The 14,050-nt window shown below is 69.8% G+C and carries 12 protein-coding genes; all 12 read left to right on the top strand.

Annotated elements, in window-relative coordinates:
- The first annotated feature begins 712 nt into the window (after positions 1-712).
- From ABE487_RS14785 to ftsA, 12 genes are read left to right on the top strand one after another with little or no spacing between them, the layout of a single operon-like run.
- A complete protein-coding gene (locus tag ABE487_RS14785) occupies positions 713-1,162 on the top strand; it encodes a division/cell wall cluster transcriptional repressor MraZ (protein WP_346445238.1) in 450 nt (149 codons plus the stop codon).
- The gene (gene rsmH / locus ABE487_RS14780; protein ID WP_346452447.1) at positions 1,150-2,136 is read left to right on the top strand and encodes a 16S rRNA (cytosine(1402)-N(4))-methyltransferase RsmH; all 987 of its coding nucleotides are present in this window, start codon (positions 1,150-1,152) and stop codon (positions 2,134-2,136) included. The genes ABE487_RS14785 and rsmH overlap by 13 nt, the downstream gene beginning before the upstream one ends.
- Before the next feature lie 2 nt (positions 2,137-2,138).
- Positions 2,139-2,402, top strand: a complete 264-nt coding sequence (gene ftsL / locus ABE487_RS14775; RefSeq protein WP_183427949.1) for a cell division protein FtsL — start codon at positions 2,139-2,141, stop codon at positions 2,400-2,402.
- Complete coding sequence (locus tag ABE487_RS14770; protein WP_346445237.1) at positions 2,399-4,228, top strand: penicillin-binding protein 2; 1,830 nt, start codon at positions 2,399-2,401, stop codon at positions 4,226-4,228. Before ftsL ends, ABE487_RS14770 begins: the two co-directional genes overlap by 4 nt.
- Positions 4,225-5,715 carry a UDP-N-acetylmuramoyl-L-alanyl-D-glutamate--2,6-diaminopimelate ligase gene (locus ABE487_RS14765; protein ID WP_346445236.1) on the top strand — a complete coding sequence of 497 codons (1,491 nt, stop codon included), beginning with the start codon at positions 4,225-4,227 and terminating at the stop codon, positions 5,713-5,715. The genes ABE487_RS14770 and ABE487_RS14765 overlap by 4 nt, the downstream gene beginning before the upstream one ends.
- Positions 5,712-7,139: a UDP-N-acetylmuramoyl-tripeptide--D-alanyl-D-alanine ligase gene (gene murF / locus ABE487_RS14760; RefSeq protein ID WP_346445235.1), complete on the top strand. Its 1,428-nt coding sequence runs from the start codon at positions 5,712-5,714 to the stop codon at positions 7,137-7,139. The genes ABE487_RS14765 and murF overlap by 4 nt, the downstream gene beginning before the upstream one ends.
- The gene (mraY, locus tag ABE487_RS14755) at positions 7,129-8,214 is read left to right on the top strand and encodes a phospho-N-acetylmuramoyl-pentapeptide-transferase (protein WP_337244080.1); all 1,086 of its coding nucleotides are present in this window, start codon (positions 7,129-7,131) and stop codon (positions 8,212-8,214) included. The genes murF and mraY overlap by 11 nt, the downstream gene beginning before the upstream one ends.
- A complete protein-coding gene (ftsW, locus tag ABE487_RS14750; protein ID WP_346445234.1) occupies positions 8,214-9,560 on the top strand; it encodes a putative lipid II flippase FtsW in 1,347 nt (448 codons plus the stop codon). Before mraY ends, ftsW begins: the two co-directional genes overlap by 1 nt.
- Positions 9,557-11,005: a UDP-N-acetylmuramate--L-alanine ligase gene (gene murC, locus ABE487_RS14745; protein WP_346445233.1), complete on the top strand. Its 1,449-nt coding sequence runs from the start codon at positions 9,557-9,559 to the stop codon at positions 11,003-11,005. The genes ftsW and murC overlap by 4 nt, the downstream gene beginning before the upstream one ends.
- On the top strand, positions 11,002-11,976 hold the full coding sequence (locus ABE487_RS14740) for a D-alanine--D-alanine ligase (RefSeq protein WP_346452443.1): 975 nt from the start codon (positions 11,002-11,004) through the stop codon (positions 11,974-11,976). Before murC ends, ABE487_RS14740 begins: the two co-directional genes overlap by 4 nt.
- Complete coding sequence (locus tag ABE487_RS14735) at positions 11,973-12,809, top strand: cell division protein FtsQ/DivIB (protein WP_346452444.1); 837 nt, start codon at positions 11,973-11,975, stop codon at positions 12,807-12,809. Before ABE487_RS14740 ends, ABE487_RS14735 begins: the two co-directional genes overlap by 4 nt.
- Positions 12,806-14,041: a cell division protein FtsA gene (gene ftsA, locus ABE487_RS14730; protein ID WP_183427894.1), complete on the top strand. Its 1,236-nt coding sequence runs from the start codon at positions 12,806-12,808 to the stop codon at positions 14,039-14,041. The genes ABE487_RS14735 and ftsA overlap by 4 nt, the downstream gene beginning before the upstream one ends.
- Positions 14,042-14,050 lie beyond the last annotated feature (9 nt).

The raw sequence follows: 14,050 nt of genomic DNA, 5'->3' as shown, positions 1-14,050 counted from the left end.
GCCCCCACCCCAGCCCTCCCCCGCATGGCGGGGGAGGGAGCAGGCGTCCGCCCCCGCCCCAGTCCTCCTCCGCAGGTGGGGAGGGCGCAGGCGTCCGCCCCCGCCCCAGTCCTCCTCCGCAGGTGGGGAGGGACCAGGCGTCCGCCCCCACCCCAGTCCTCCTCCGCAGGTGGGGAGGGCGCAGGCGTCTGCCTCCACCCCAGGCCTCCCCCGCAGGCGGGAGAGGGCGCATGGCGGGTTCGCATTGCATGCGAGGTCTCCCTGCAGCGCCGCGTACCGATCACCTCCCCCGCACCGCGGGGGAGGTCGCGCGCGCAGCGCGCGGGTGGGGGCGGGTTGGGGGCGGGGCTCTCGTCGCTTAGGTGAGACAAACGCGACATTTCTGCGCGTCAACCCGTCGCACCCCGGCGGTCGGCCTGCATATGTTGCATTGCAACATGACGATTCCGTAAAGGCCGCGTGACGGTGACGTTCAGGTCCAAAAGTGACGCATTCTCAAAATTTGAGACGAAACAGACGGTTGTGGATAAAGCTTGAACAAGTCTCTGAAGAGTGTCGCAAGTCATTGACGGGACAGGCGAAAAGCGCCGTACAAAGCTGTTGACAACCCGCAGACGCACTCCTAAGGTGGCGACACGTGGGGAAACCTGGGATTTCGTGGTTTTCCGGCGCACAAGCCCGCCGAAGACGGGCGCCACGAGGTAGGACGGACGTGTTCCAGGGCGAAACCGCCATCACCATCGACGACAAGGGCCGACTGGCGATTCCCACCGCCTATCGGGATGTCGTCGCGCGTGAGTGCGACAACCGTCTGGTGCTGACCTACAACCCCTTCGACGCCGGCAGCCTCTACCTCTACCCGTACAAGGTCTGGGAAGGCGTTCGCGACAAGATCAATGCGTTGCCGCGCACCCGCTCCACCAACCGCACCCTCCAGCTCAAGCTGGTCGGTGCGGCGATGGTCGTCGAGCCCGACGGCAACGGCCGCATCGGCATCCCCGCCAGCCAGCGCACGACCGTCGGCATCGAACGCAAGGCGGTGCTGGTGGGCATGGGGGACAAATTCGAACTCTGGAGCGAGCAGGCGCACCAGGCCCAGATCCGGCAGACGCTCAGCGACGCGGACATGGACGGTGACGACCTGGTCGGATTGCAGTTGTGACGGGCGGTGGTGCGGATGCCACGTCCGGCCACCTCCCGGTGTTGTACGCGCAAGTCCTCGAGGGCCTGCGTGTACGTGAAGACGGGCGGTACCTGGACGGCACGTTCGGACGCGGCGGCCACGCTGGCGGCGTCCTCGAACGCCTTGGCCCCGGAGGTCGACTGCTGCTGATGGACAAGGATCCCGACGCGATCGCAGTGGCCCAGGCGCGCTTCGGCGCCGACGCGCGCGTGGCGATCCGCCGCGGCAGCTTCGCTGCGCTCTCCGATTGGGACGCCGTGGTGCAGGCGCCGCTCGACGGCGTGCTGTTCGACCTGGGCGTGTCGTCGCCGCAGCTCGATGTCGCCGATCGCGGCTTCAGCTTCGGCAAGGACGGCCCGCTGGACATGCGCATGGACCCCGACACGGGCGAAAGCGCTGCGCAGTGGCTGGCGCATGCCGCCGAGGCGGAGATCGCCGACGTGCTGTGGACCAATGGCGAGGAGCGCATGAGCCGGCGCATCGCGCGGGCGCTCGTCGCGCGCCGCGCGCAGGCCCCGTTCGAGCGCACCGCGGACCTGGCGGCGGTCATCGCCGCGAACGTGCCGCGCGCCAAGCCCCAGCGCGGCCAGCGCGAGACCCATCCGGCGACGCGCTCGTTCCAGGCGATCCGGATCCACGTCAACCGCGAGCTGGCCGATCTGGAGGCCGGTCTCGATGCCGCGCTCCAGGCGCTGGCGCCGGGCGGACGGCTGGCGGTGATCAGCTTCCATTCGCTCGAGGATCGCATCGTCAAGCGCTTTATCGCGCGCCACGCCAAGGCGCCGGCCGGCAATCGCCGCCTGCCCGAAGCGCAGGCGTTCGTGCCGGTGCTGCGCATCGTCGCCGACGCCACCAAGGCCGACGCCGCCGAGCTGCACGACAACCCGCGCGCGCGCAGCGCCGTGCTGCGCGTGGCCGAGAAGTTGCCGGCCGCCGATGCGGAGGTCGCATGAAGCTGCGCCACCTCGTCGTCGCCCTGCTGCTGGCTGCCAACGTGATCACCGCGATCGGCGTGGTGCACGCACGCCACGACTACCGCCAGCTGTACATCCAGCTGACCCGGCTCGAGCGTGCGCGCGACGAACTCAATGTCGATTTCGGCCGTCTGCAGCTTGAGCAGGCCACCTGGGCGATGAGCAACCGCGTCGACCAGGTCGCACGCGAGCGCCTGGGCATGCGTTTTCCCGAAACCGCCGAGATCGTGGTGGTGCGGCCATGAAGCTCGGCAGGTTCATCAAGGCCGGCGACGGCCACGCCAAGAAGCCGCGCAAGCGCGCGCAGTTCGATCTGCGCCTGCGGCTGATGCTGGTGGGCGGTGCGCTGGGCCTGGGCGCGATGGCGCTGGTCGGTCGCGCGGTCGACCTGCAACTGATCGACAACGCGTTCTACCAGCAGAAGGCCGACGCGCGCTTCCGCCGCGAAATGCCGATTCCGGCTTCGCGCGGCATGATCACCGACCGCAATGGCGAGCCGCTGGCGATTTCCTCGCCGGTCGAATCGCTGTGGATCAATCCCCAGGAACTGAGCAAGCATCCCGACCGCCTGCCGGAACTGGCCGAGGCGACCGGCCTGCCGCTCGAAGAGCTGTCGCGTGCGGTCTCGCAGCGGGCCGACAAGGAGTTCATGTATGTGCCGCGCCATCGCCGGATCAGTCCGTCGACGGCCAAGCGCGTGCTCGATCTGGGCATTCCGGGCGTGTTCTCGCAGCGCGAGTACCGCCGCTTCTACCCGCAGGGCGAGGCAGTCTCGCATGTGCTCGGCTTCACCAATATCGACGACCGCGGCCAGGAAGGCATCGAGCTGGCGTTCGACGACTGGTTGACCGGCACGCCCGGCGCGCAGAACGTGATCCGCGACCGGCACGGTCGCATCGTCGAACACGTGAACCTGGTCCGCGCCGCCGAGCCGGGCAAGGACCTGGTGCTGAGCATCGACCGCCGCATCCAGTTCCTGGCCCATCGCGAGCTGCGGCGCGCGATCGAGGAGACCGGCGCCAGCGCCGGTTCGATCGTCATCCTCGAGGTGGCGACCGGTGAGGTGTTGGCGATGGCCAACCTGCCGACCTACAACAACAACCGCGTCACCGGCGAAAACCGCGACGCGCACCGCAACCGCGCGGTGACCGACCTGCTCGAGCCCGGCTCGACGATGAAGCCGATCACGATCGCCGCGGCGCTGGAGAAGGGCGTCATCACGCCGACCAGCACCTTCAACACCAGCCCGGGCTGGATTCCCAACGGGCGCTTCAAGACCAGCGACTTCCGCAACTACGGCGTGCTCGACACCACCGGCATCATCACCAAGAGCTCCAACGTGGGCTCGGCGATGGTCGTGCACAAGCTCGACAGCCAGTACTTCTATGATTTCGTGCGCAGCTTCGGCTACGGCCGCAGCACCGGCAGCGGCTTCCCCGGCGAGGCCGCTGGCCTGTTCCCGGACCCCGCGCGCTGGAGCGGCACCACCAAGCAGGGCATGTCCTACGGCTATGGCCTGTCGGTGACGCCGATGCAGATCGCGCACGCCTACGCCACGCTGGGCAACCATGGCCGCGCGCTGCCGCCGACCTTCGTCAAGGGCGGGGCCGGCGAGCCGCGTCAGGTGCTGTCGGCGAAGGTCGCCGACGAAGTGGTGCGGATGATGCAGACGGTCACCGAGCCCGGGGGCACGGGCACCCGCGCCGCGATCCTGGGCTACCACGTCGCCGGCAAGTCGGGCACCGCGCGCAAGGCCAGCGGTGGCGGTTACGCCCGGCGGTATCTCGCATTCTTTGCCGGCCTGGTGCCGGTCGCCGATCCCCGTTTCGCGATGGTCGTGGTCATCGACGATCCCGACACCTCCAAGGGCGGCTCGACCTACGGTGGCGGCTACGTGTCCGCGCCGGTGTTCAAGCGCGTCATGGATGGCGCATTGCGGCTGATGGACGTGCCGCCCGACGACATCGAGACCTGGTTGGCCGCGCAGGCCGCCAACGAAGCCAAGCTCGCGCGCGAACAGGGCCGCAGGCCGACGGCCGCGCACGCGGCGACGACGGGGACGCCGCAATGAGCCGCGCGATGCCGTTGTCCGAGCTGCTGCCCGATGTTGCCGCCGTGCCGGCCGACACCGTGATCACCGGCCTGGTGCAGGACAGCCGTGCGCTGCGGCCGGGCGATGCCTTCGTCGCGATCGGCGGTTTCGGCACGCATGGTCTGCATTTCGCTGCCCAGGCCCAGGCCGCGGGCGCCAGCGCCGTGCTGTTCGAGCCGCCGGTCCCGGCCGAGATCGAGACGCTGCCGGCCGATGCGATCGCCGTGGCCGGCCTGCGCGATCGCATGGGCACGATGGCCGATACCTTCCACGGCCAGCCGTCCCAGGCGATGACCATGGTCGGCGTCACCGGCACCAGCGGCAAGACGTCCACGGTGCAGTTGCTGGCGCAGGCGCTGGAGGCATCGGGCACGCGCGCCGGCACGATCGGCACGCTCGGCGCCGGCCTGCACGGTGCCGTCGCCCCGACCGGCTTCACCACGCCGCTGGTGCTGCAGACCCATGCGCTGCTGGCGCAGTTGCGCGACGACGGCGCGCAGGCGGTGGCGATGGAAGTCAGCTCGCACGCGCTCGACCAGGGCCGTGTCGATGCGGTGCACTTCGATGTCGCGGTGTTCACCAATCTCACCCGCGACCACCTCGACTACCACGGCGACATGGCCGGCTACGGCGAGGCCAAGGCGAAGCTGTTCGTGCGCCCCGGCCTCAAGGCCGCGGTGATCAATGTCGACGATCCGTTCGGCGCCACGCTGCCGGCGCGGCTCGATATTGCCGTGCGCGCGATCCGCGTCAGCGCCACCGGCGCGGCCGATGCCGACATCGCCGCGTCCGATGTCGCGCTCGATGCTGACGGCATCGCGTTCTCGCTGCGCATCGGTGGCGAACGGCTCGCGGTGCGCTCGTCGCTGCTGGGCCGCTTCAATGTCGACAACCTGCTGGCCGTCGCTGGCGTGCTTGCCGCGCTCGGCCAGGCGCCGGCGCAGATCGTGCGCGCGCTCGGCGCATTGCAGCCCATCGCCGGCCGCATGAACCGCTTTGGCGGCGGCGACACGCAGCCGCTGGTGGTCGTCGACTACTCGCACAAGCCCGATCCGCTGCAGCAGGCGCTGCAGTCGCTGCGCGGCCACCTGCGCGGCCGGCTGACCTGCGTGTTCGGCTGCGGCGGCGAGCGCGACACCGGCAAGCGCGCGCAGATGGCGGCGATCGCCGAGGCCCATGCCGACCGGGTGATCGTCACCGACGACAATCCGCGCCGCGAGAATGGCGATGCCATCGTCGCCGACATCCTCGCCGGCTTCGAACGCGCCGATACCGTGCGCGTGCAGCGCGATCGCGGCCGCGCGATCGCCCAGGCGATCGCCGAGGCCGTGCCCGGCGACATCGTGCTGATCGCCGGCAAGGGCCACGAGCCCTACCAGGAGATCGACGGCGTGCAGCATCCCTTCGACGACCGACAGGTCGCGCAGGCCGCGCTGGCTGCGCGCGGGACGGAGGGCGCACAATGACGCCGCTGTCACTCACCCGCATCGCCGCGCTGGTCAACGGCCGCCTGCACGGCGCCGACGACGGCGTCGAGATCGAGGCGGTCGTCACCGACACCCGCCGGCTCGAGGCCGCGGACCCGCGCGCGCGGCTGTTCGTGGCGCTGCGCGGCGACAACTTCGACGGCCACGCGCACGTCGCGCGCGCCGCCGAGTTGGGCGTGCGCGCCGCGCTGGTCGCCCGCCCGCTCGATCTGGCGCTGCCGCAGATCGTCGTCGCCGACCCGCAGGTCGCGCTCGGCGCGCTGGCCACCGCGGTCCAGCGTACGCGCGTCGCCCAGATCGTCGCGATCACCGGCAGCAACGGCAAGACCAGCGTCAAGCAGCTGACGGTCGAGATCCTGCGCCGGCATGCCGCGACCTGCTTCAACCCCGGCAACCTCAACAACGAGATCGGCCTGCCGCTGTCGATCCTCGATGCGCCCGAAGACGCAGCGTTCGCGGTCTACGAGATGGGTGCCGGCCAGCCGGGCGACATTGCCTACCTCACGGCGATCGCGCGCCCGCGGATCGCCCTGGTCAACAATGTCGCCCCGGCGCATCTCGAGCGCATGGGCAGCCTGCTGGGCATCGCCGACACCAAGGCCGCGGTCTACGACGCGCTGCCCGCCGACGGCACCGCGGTGATCAATGCCGACGATGCGTTCGCGCCGTACTTCGCGCAGCGCGCCCATGGTCGCCGCCTGCTGCGCTTCGGCATCGAAGCCACGGCGGACGTCGTCGCTCACGCCATCCGTCCCGACGCGGCCTGCACCCGCTTCCAGCTGATCACGCCCGCCGGCGAGGCGCCGGTCGCGCTGCCGCTGGCCGGCCGCCACAACGTGCGCAATGCGCTGGCCGCAGCCTCGATCGCGCTGGCGGCCGGCGTGCCGCTGGCGACGGTCGTCGATGGGCTGCAAGCGGCGCAGGCAGTGTCCGGCCGGCTGGCTCGCCATCGCCTGTCCGGCGGTGCGGCCCTGATCGACGACAGCTACAACGCCAATCCCGGCTCGCTGCATGCCGCCATCGAGACCCTGGCGACCACGCCGGGCACGCGCTGGTTGGTGCTGGGCGACATGCGTGAACTCGGCGCCGACGGCGCCGCGATGCATGCCCAAGCCGGGTTGCGCGCCAAGGCCGCCGGTATCGCCGGGCTCTATGCACTCGGGCCGTTGGCCGCGCACGCGGCGGATGCCTTCGGCGATGACGCGCAGCATTTCGACACCCACGCCGCACTGGCGCAGGCCCTGGTCCGCGACCTGGATGCCAGCGCCGCGGCTCACGACACGCGGTCTTCCACGGACGACCGACCGGCCCTCACGATCCTGGTCAAGGGATCCCGGGGCAGTGCGATGGACCGGACGGTCGCCGCACTGCTCGACGCGCAAGGAACCCACGATGCTGCTTGAACTCGCCCGCTGGCTGCAGGGGTTCGAGGACTTCTTCGGTCTGTTCGAATACCTCACCTTCCGCGGCATCCTGGCGGCACTGACGTCGCTGTCGCTGTCGTTGTGGCTGGGCCCGGCGGTGATCCGCAAGCTGGCGCAGTACAAGGGCGGCCAGCCGATCCGCCAGGACGGACCGCAGACGCACTTCTCCAAGGCCGGCACGCCGACGATGGGCGGCGCGCTGATCCTGATCACCGTGTTGGCGGCCGTGTTGCTGTGGGGCGACCTGCGCAACAAGTACGTGTGGCTGGTGATGGCGGTGATGGTGGCCTTCGGCGCGATCGGCTGGTACGACGACTGGATCAAGATCGTGCACCGCGATCCCAACGGCCTGAAATCCCGCTGGAAGTATCTGCTGCAGTCGGTGTTCGGCCTGGCTGCCGGCCTGTACCTGTACCTGTACGCCGACGTGCCGGCGGCGACCACGTTCTACCTGCCGCTGTTCAAGTCGATCGCGCTGCCGCTGGCCGGCATCAGCTTCGTGGCGATCGCCTATTTCTGGATCGTCGGCTTCTCCAACGCAGTCAATCTCACCGACGGCCTCGATGGTCTGGCGATCATGCCCACGGTGCTGGTCGCCTGCGGCATGGGCGTGTTCGCCTACGCCTCGGGCAACGCGGTGTTCTCCAGCTATCTGCAGATCCCGCAGGTGCCGGGCGCCGGGGAACTGGTGATCATCTGCGCGGCGATCGCCGGGGCGGGGCTGGGCTTTCTGTGGTTCAACACCTATCCGGCGATGGTGTTCATGGGCGACATCGGCGCGCTCGCGCTCGGCGCGGTGCTCGGCACGATGGCGGTGATCGTGCGCCAGGAACTGGTGCTGGTGATCATGGGCGGCATCTTCGTCATCGAGACGCTGTCGGTGATGATCCAGGTGGCCAGCTTCAAGCTGACCGGCAAGCGCGTGTTCCGCATGGCGCCGATCCATCACCACTTCGAGCTCAAGGGCTGGCCCGAGCCGCGGGTGATCGTCCGCTTCTGGATCATCTCGGTGATCCTGGTCCTCGTCGGTCTCGCCACGTTGAAGGTGCGCTGATGGCCCGCGTCCACGACACCGCGCTCCACGAGGCCTTCAGCGCCCGTCAGGCGACCCGGCTCGACGAGATCCACGGGCGGTTCGACCCGTGGCTGGTCGGGATCATGGTCGCGATCGCGACGCTGGGCGTGATCATGGTCGCGTCGAGCTCGATCGCCGTCGGCGAGGACATGGGCGTGGGGCGCTACTACTTCCTCAGCCGCCATTTCATGTTCATTGGCCTAGGGCTGGGTCTGGCGTTCGCGGTGATGCGCACCGAGCTCAAGACCATCGAGAAGTACGACCGCTTCGTGCTGCTGATGTGCGCGGGGCTGCTGCTGCTGGTATTCGTGCCGGGCCTGGGGCGTTCGGTCAACGGTGCGCACCGCTGGATCAACCTGGGCATCTCCAACTTCCAGGTCGTCGAGGCGGTCAAGGTCATCTACATCGTCTGGCTGGCCAGCTACCTGGTGCGTTTCCGCGATGAGGTCAATGCCACCTGGGCCGCGATGCTCAAGCCGATCGGCGTGGCCGTGGTGCTGGTCAGCCTGCTGCTGCTGCAGCCCGACTTCGGCTCGTCGATGCTGCTGCTGGGCGTGACCGCCGGCATGCTGGTGCTCGGCGGCGGCCATCTCAAGCGCATGATGCTGCCGGTGCTGCTGCTGCTGCCGGCGGTGGTCGCGGTCGCGATCATGGAGCCCTACCGGCTGCGCCGCATCACCTCGTTCATGAACCCCTGGGAAGACCAGTTGGGCGCGGGCTACCAGCTCAGCAACGCGCTGATGGCGGTCGGTCGTGGGGAGTTCTCCGGGGTCGGCCTGGGGGCGTCGGTGCAGAAGCTTTCGTACCTGCCCGAGGCGCATACCGACTTCATCTTCTCGGTGCTGGCCGAGGAGCTGGGCTTTGTGGGCGTGTGCCTGGTCGTCGGCCTGTTCGTCGCGCTGGTCGGACGCGCGCTGTGGCTGGGCCTGAAATGCGTAGAGATGCGTCGCCACTTCGCCGGCTACTGCGCGTTCGGCGTCGCGTTGATGATCGGCTTGCAGAGCCTGGTCTCGATCGGCGTGAACCTGGGGCTGCTGCCGACCAAGGGCCTGACGCTGCCGCTGGTGTCCTCGGGCGGCTCGAGCGTGATGATGACCTGCGTGGCGTTCGGCCTGTTGCTGCGCGTGTCCTACGAACTCGACCGCGCCCAGCGCCAGGTCGCTCGGCTGCGCGGCGATGCCGCCGCGCCGGCACCCGCTCCGGCCGATCCGATGCCCCCCACCAATCAACCGCCGCTGCCCGTGTCGCCAGCGACCGCCACGCGCGGCACCAGCCGCCTGCAGCAGCGCGTCGAACCGAGCTTCGGCGGCAGGAGCCCCGCATGATCCGTCGCCTGCACCAGACCCGCGGTCTGTCGAAGGAGGACTTCGCCAAGGTCTTCTCGCGCGTCCATTTCGTCGGCATCGGCGGCACCGGCATGAGCGGCATCGCCGAGGTGCTGGTGACGCTCGGTTACAAGGTCTCCGGCTCGGACACCGCCGACAGCGCGGCGACCCGCCGGCTGGCCCGCCTGGGCGCGACCGTGCATCGGGGGCATGCGGCGGCCAACGTGCTGGGCACCGATTGCATCGTGGTGTCCAGCGCCATCCGTGCCGACAACCCGGAGCTGATGGAGGCGCGCGCCCAGCGCATCCCGATCGTGCCGCGCGCCGAAATGCTCGCCGAGTTGATGCGCTTCCGTCGTGGCATCGCGGTCGCCGGCACCCACGGCAAGACCACGACGACGTCGCTGACCGCCAGCGTGCTCGCCGAGGGCGGCCTGGATCCGACCTTCGTGGTCGGCGGGCAGTTGCTCGCCGCCGGCGCCAACGCCCGGCTGGGCAGCGGCGACTGGCTGGTCGCCGAGGCCGACGAGAGCGATGGCAGTTTCCTGCGGCTCAACCCGCTGGTCGCGATCGTCACCAACATCGACGCCGACCACCTGGAGAACTACGGCGGCGATTTCGCCCGCGTCCAGGATGCTTTCACCGAGTTCCTGCATCGGCTGCCGTTCTACGGGCTGTCGGTGCTGTGCATCGACGATCCCGAAGTCGCCAGGCTCGCGCAGAGCGTGCCGCGGCACATGATGACCTACGGCCTGTCGGACGAAGCGGACGTGCGTGCCGAGAACATCCGCCAGGACGGCGCGGCGATGCAGTTCACGCTGTGCCTGCCGGAGAACGTGCGCGTCGAGGCGCGGCTGGCGCTTCCGGGCCGTCACAACGTGCTCAACGCGCTGGCCGCCGCGGCGGTGGGCTGGCAGCTCGGCGTCGCGCCCGAGGCGATCGTCGCCGCGCTGGGTCGCTTCGAGGGCATCGGCCGCCGCTTCAACCTGCTCGGTGAACTGGTCACGCCGACCGGCGCACGCGTCCAACTGGTCGATGACTACGGCCATCATCCGCGCGAGTTGGCCGCGGTGTTCGCCGCCGCACGCGGCGGCTGGGGCGAACGCAGGTTGGTGGTCGCGTTCCAGCCGCATCGCTACAGCCGCACCCGCGCGCTGTTCGACGATTTTGCCGGCGTGCTGTCGGACGTCGACGCGCTGGTGCTGACCGAGGTCTATCCGGCCGGCGAAGCGCCGATCGCCGGCGCCGATGCCAAGACGCTGGCGCGCGCGATCCGCGCGCGCGGCCGCATCGAGCCGGTCGTCGTCAATGCGGCCGAGGACCTGATCGACGTGCTGCCCGACGTGCTGCGCGATGGCGACCTGTTGCTGATGATGGGCGCCGGCGACATCGGTGCGACCGTCCAGCGGTTGGTCCAGGACGGCTTTGCGGCGGTGCCCGCATGAGCGCGATCCTGCCCGCGCCGCGTGTCACCGACCCGGCCGCGTTCGGCCGTGTCGCCGTGCTGCTCGGCGGCCCTGGCTCGGAGCGCGAGGTCTCGCTGCAGTCCGGGCAGGGCGTGCTCGATGCGTTGCGCTCGCGCGGTGTCGACGCGCACGCGGTCGATGGCGTGCCCGCGCTTGCGCAGGCGATCGTCGCCGGCCGCTACGACCGCGTCTTCAACATCCTGCATGGCGGCGATGGCGAGAACGGCGTGGTACAGGGGCTGCTGGATGCGTTTGGCGTGCCCTACACCGGCTCGCGCGTGCTTGGCTCGGCGCTGACGATGGACAAGATCCGCACCAAGCAGGTGTGGCTGAGCCTGGGGCTGCCGACGCCGCGCTATCGCCGCATCGCGGCCGGTGAGGATGTGCACGCCGCGGCCCGCGAGCTCGGACTGCCGGTCATCGTCAAGCCGTCGAAGGAAGGCTCGAGCGTCGGCGTCAGCCGGGTCTTCGCCGATGCCGACCTCGACGCGGCGGTCGCCCTGGCCGCGCGCTATCCGGGCGAGCTGCTGATGGAGCAGATGATCGAGGGCGACGAGCTCACGGTCGGCATTCTCGATGCCGGGCAGGGCCCGCGCGCGCTGCCGTCGATCCGCATCGTGCCCAAGGGCGCGTGGTACGACTACGAGGCCAAGTATGTCTCCGACGACACCCGGTACCTGTGCCCGGGCCAGGACGGCGACGATGAGGCGCGGATCGGTGCGCTGGCGGTCGAGGCGTTCGTCGCCGCCGGCTGCAGCGGCTGGGGCCGCGTCGACGTGATGCGCGATCGCGCCACCGGTGCGCTGTCTCTGCTGGAGGTCAACACCGCGCCCGGCATGACCAGCCATTCGCTGGTGCCCAAGGCGGCCGCGCAGTTGGGCATGGACTATGCCGCGCTGTGCTGGTGCGTGCTCGAATCGACGCTGATGCCGGAGGCGGCCGCGCGATGAACCAGGCGCTCGCCACCACGACGCGGATCCTGGCCTGGCTGCTGGCGCTGGCGCTGGTGGCGTTGCCGGTCGTCGCCGTGATGCAGGGCTGGATCGGCGCCGAGCGCTGGCCGCTGCGTGTGCTGCGGATCAACGACGGCCTCGAGCAGGTCGATGTCGCCCGTGTGCGCGAAACGGTGCTGCCGCACGCGCAGCGCGGCTTCTTCGCGGTCGATCTGACGCAGGCGCGGCGTGATGTCGCGCGCCTGCCCTGGGTCGCGGGTGTCGAGGTGCGCAAGCACTGGCCCGACGTGCTGGAAGTGCGCATCGGCGAGCATGTCCCGTTCGCGCGCTGGGGCGAGGACCGGCTGCTGTCGACCCGCGGCCGGCTGTTCTCGGCCGAGGGGGTCGAGGTGCCGGACGCGATGCCCCGCTTCGATGGTCCAGACGCGCGCGCCAACGAGGTCGTCGCGCTCTACAACGAGGCGCGCGAGCTGTTCCGGCCGTCGGGCCAGCAGATCGAAGGTGTCGTGCTCGACGCGCGCGGCAGCTGGCTGATCCACCTGTCGAGCGGCACCGAAGTGCTGGTCGGCAGCCAGGAAGCGGTCCCGCGCCTGGCGCGTTTCGCCCGGATGTTGCCGCGGTTGGTCGCCAACCGCGCCGAACCGCTGGCACGCGCCGACCTGCGTTACACCAACGGCTTCGCCCTGGTCTGGGGGACACCGAGCGCCGACACCGAGGCCGCGGGCACCGCGTCGGCATCCGCATCCGGCGGGCTGCCCGCACTGGCGATCCACATGGCGGGCATGCCCGTTCATCACGACTCACGACTCACGAATCACGGCCTCTCATGAACCGCAAAGGCGACAAGACACTCATCGTCGGACTGGACATCGGCACCTCCAAAGTGGTGGCGCTGGTCGGCGAGTACTCGCCCGGCAACCCGATCGAGGTGATCGGGATCGGCAGCCACGAGTCGCGCGGGCTCAAGCGCGGCGTGGTCGTCGATATCGAATCGACGGTGCAGTCGATCCAGCGCGCGGTCGAAGAGGCCGAACTGATGGCCGGCTGCGAGATCCGCTCGGTCTACGCCTCGATCTCCGGCAACCACGTGCAGTGCCGCAACTCGCCGGGCATCGTGCCGATCCGCGACAACGAAGTGACCTGGTCGGACCTCGACCGCGTGCTCGACGCGGCCAAGGCGGTCGCGATCCCGGCCGACCAGAAGATCCTGCATGCGATCCCGCGCGAGTACGTGCTCGACGACTCGCAGGAAGGCATCCGCAACCCGGTCGGCATGACCGGCGTGCGCCTGGAGGTGCATGCGCACCTGGTGGTGTGCGCGCAGTCGGCCGCGGCCAACATCAGCAAGTGCGTGCAGCGCTGCGGCCTGCAGATCGACGACTTGATCCTGTCGTCGCTGGCCTCCAGCACCGCGGTGTTGACCTCTGATGAGCGCGAGCTCGGCGTGGTGCTGGTGGACATGGGCGCGGGCACGACCGATCTGGCGGTGTTCGTGCAGGGCGCGATCTGCCACACCGCATCGCTGCCGATCGCCGGCGACAAGGTCACCGAGGACATCGCGCACATGCTGCGCACGCCGACCCCGGAAGCCGAGCAGATCAAGGTCCGCTACGCCTGCGCACTCGCGCAGTTGGCGACCAGCGAAGAATCGATCCAGGTGCCCAGCGTCGGCGACCGGCCGCCACGGCGGCTGCCGCGCCAATCGCTGGCGCAGGCGGTACAGGCGCGCTACGAGGAAATCTTCGAGATGGTGCAGGCCGAACTGCGCCGCTCGGGCTTCGAGCAGCATGTGCGCGCCGGCATGGTGCTCACAGGCGGCGCGGCGAAGATGGAAGGCGTCGTCGAACTGGCCGAGGAAATGCTGCAGATGCCGGTGCGCGTGGGCATTCCCCAGCACGTCACCGGCCTGGGCGAGGTCGTGGGCAATCCGGTCCACGCCAGCGGCGTGGGCCTGCTGCTGATGGGCAGCCAGATCGAGCACCCCCGACGCCCGGTGATCTCCGCCGGCCGCGCGGGCGGGCTGCTGAAGAAACTCAAGACGTGGTTCAACGGCGAGTTCTGATGAACCCGC

It is taken from the genome of Luteimonas sp. TWI596 (assembly GCF_039674105.1).
In the GTDB taxonomy this organism is placed as follows: Bacteria; Pseudomonadota; Gammaproteobacteria; order Xanthomonadales; family Xanthomonadaceae; genus Luteimonas.
The sequence above is the reverse complement of the archived record's forward strand: the minus strand, read 5'-3'. Positions and strand labels throughout refer to the sequence as shown.

What these genes read in the sequence shown, in the direction of transcription:
- ABE487_RS14735 (WP_346452444.1), top strand. Translation starts at nt 11,973, where the DNA reads ATGAACCAGGCGCTCGCCACCACGACGCGGATCCTGGCCTGGCTGCTG.
- ABE487_RS14770 (WP_346445237.1), top strand. Translation starts at nt 2,399, where the DNA reads ATGAAGCTCGGCAGGTTCATCAAGGCCGGCGACGGCCACGCCAAGAAG.
- ABE487_RS14740 (WP_346452443.1), top strand. Translation starts at nt 11,002, where the DNA reads ATGAGCGCGATCCTGCCCGCGCCGCGTGTCACCGACCCGGCCGCGTTC.
- mraY (WP_337244080.1), top strand. Translation starts at nt 7,129, where the DNA reads ATGCTGCTTGAACTCGCCCGCTGGCTGCAGGGGTTCGAGGACTTCTTC.
- ftsA (WP_183427894.1), top strand. Translation starts at nt 12,806, where the DNA reads ATGAACCGCAAAGGCGACAAGACACTCATCGTCGGACTGGACATCGGC.
- ABE487_RS14765 (WP_346445236.1), top strand. Translation starts at nt 4,225, where the DNA reads ATGAGCCGCGCGATGCCGTTGTCCGAGCTGCTGCCCGATGTTGCCGCC.
- murF (WP_346445235.1), top strand. Translation starts at nt 5,712, where the DNA reads ATGACGCCGCTGTCACTCACCCGCATCGCCGCGCTGGTCAACGGCCGC.
- murC (WP_346445233.1), top strand. Translation starts at nt 9,557, where the DNA reads ATGATCCGTCGCCTGCACCAGACCCGCGGTCTGTCGAAGGAGGACTTC.
- ftsW (WP_346445234.1), top strand. Translation starts at nt 8,214, where the DNA reads ATGGCCCGCGTCCACGACACCGCGCTCCACGAGGCCTTCAGCGCCCGT.